1 pseudogene is annotated in these 482 nt (G+C 84.2%); it reads left to right on the forward strand.

Going from position 1 to position 482, the window contains the following annotated elements:
* Positions 1–237, forward strand: a pseudogene (locus MTBUT4_RS00670) (transposase); the annotation flags it as partial.
* Positions 238–482: the final 245 nt, after the last annotated feature.

Below are 482 nucleotides of genomic sequence, written 5' to 3' on the forward strand. Positions count from 1 at the left end.
GACGACGGCCGCGTCTGCACGACCAACAATTCCGCCGAACGCGCCCTTCGTGGCATCGCGCTCGGCCGGAAGTCCTGGCTCTTCGCCGGGTCCGACCGCGGTGGACAGCGTGCCGCCTCCATGTACCGCCTCATCGTCACCGCCAAGATGACCGCCATCGATCCGCCAGCCTGGCTGGCCGATGTCCTTGCACCGACCGCGGGTCACCCCGCCCGCCCCACCGCACAGCCCCTGCCCCCCCCTGCCCGCCCCCCCCCCCACCCCCCCCCCCACCACCCACCCCCCGCCCCCCCCCCCCCCCCCCCCCCCCCCCCCCCCCCCCCCCCCCCCCCGCCCCCCCCCCACCCCCCCCCCCCCCCCCACCCCCCCCCCCCGCCCCCCCCCCCCCCCCCCCCCCCCCCCCCCCCCCCCCCCCCCCCCCCCACCCCCCCCCCCCCCCCCCCCCCCCCCCCCCCCCCCCCCCCCCCCCCCCCCCCCCCCCC

It is taken from the genome of Magnetospirillum sp. UT-4 (genome assembly GCF_902729435.1).
In the GTDB taxonomy this organism is placed as follows: Bacteria; Pseudomonadota; Alphaproteobacteria; order Rhodospirillales; family Magnetospirillaceae; genus Magnetospirillum.